Here is a 786-nt window from a genome sequence, read left to right on the forward strand (position 1 = left end):
AACTGATTTTCAACAGTTTCAATTTGTTGTGATGTTGTAAGTTCTACAGAAACATCATAAGCTCTATTCACAACTTGAGTGCCAAGGTTAATTAAAGAGCGTCGGATAAACAGATCATAAATGACGCTCCCATAATCTTTAGTATTAATGATTGTTACAGCTTCTTTAGCTAAACGCACCACGTAATTATATACAGTGATGTCACCAATTTTCACATCATTTTCAACAAAGGGCTTAATAGTAATGGGATCTGCAACTTTTCCATTTTGAATAATTTGTGAAATGATATCAAAAAGCTTTTGATGCAACGGTTCAAAAAAGTGCTCTGCTTTTAAAAAATCAGAAACGCTATCAAGAGCATTATTATTGATAATGATAGCACCCAGCAAAGCTTTCTCTGCTTCAATATTATGGGGCAGTTGACGAAAAGAAGATTGTTCTTCTGTTTGAAAAGAAGGTAAATTAACAGCGTTCATTTTATTCATTATGATTTAAATTGATTTGATAAATGATAATTATAAATCACTGAATCTACAGTGTGAATCCCATTTTTATTTTACTTAACAGCTTGCTTTTTGATACGTTTTGTGCAATAAAGAGATGTTCTTTTATATTTCGGTTATTTCTTTTAATCGTTTATTTAGATCGCTAGCTGTTTTGATAATAAAAGCCGTATCAATTCATTTTGATGCGGTTTTTATGTATTAAGGCTTGCATTTTTACACGTTTTGTGTAATATATTTTAACATTTAAAATGTATAAGTTTCCAGTTGCAAACAAAAGCCG

General features: G+C 30.5%; 1 protein-coding gene. It reads right to left on the minus strand.

Translation table 11 applies throughout. The features are described from left to right. On the minus strand, positions 1–485 hold a 485-nt coding region (locus ACFIN0_RS09940), incomplete at its 3' end, for a DnaB-like helicase N-terminal domain-containing protein (protein ID WP_375702475.1). Positions 486–786: the final 301 nt, after the last annotated feature.

This window comes from Bartonella sp. AA89HNZF (genome assembly GCF_042196905.1).
GTDB lineage: Bacteria > Pseudomonadota > Alphaproteobacteria > Rhizobiales > Rhizobiaceae > Bartonella.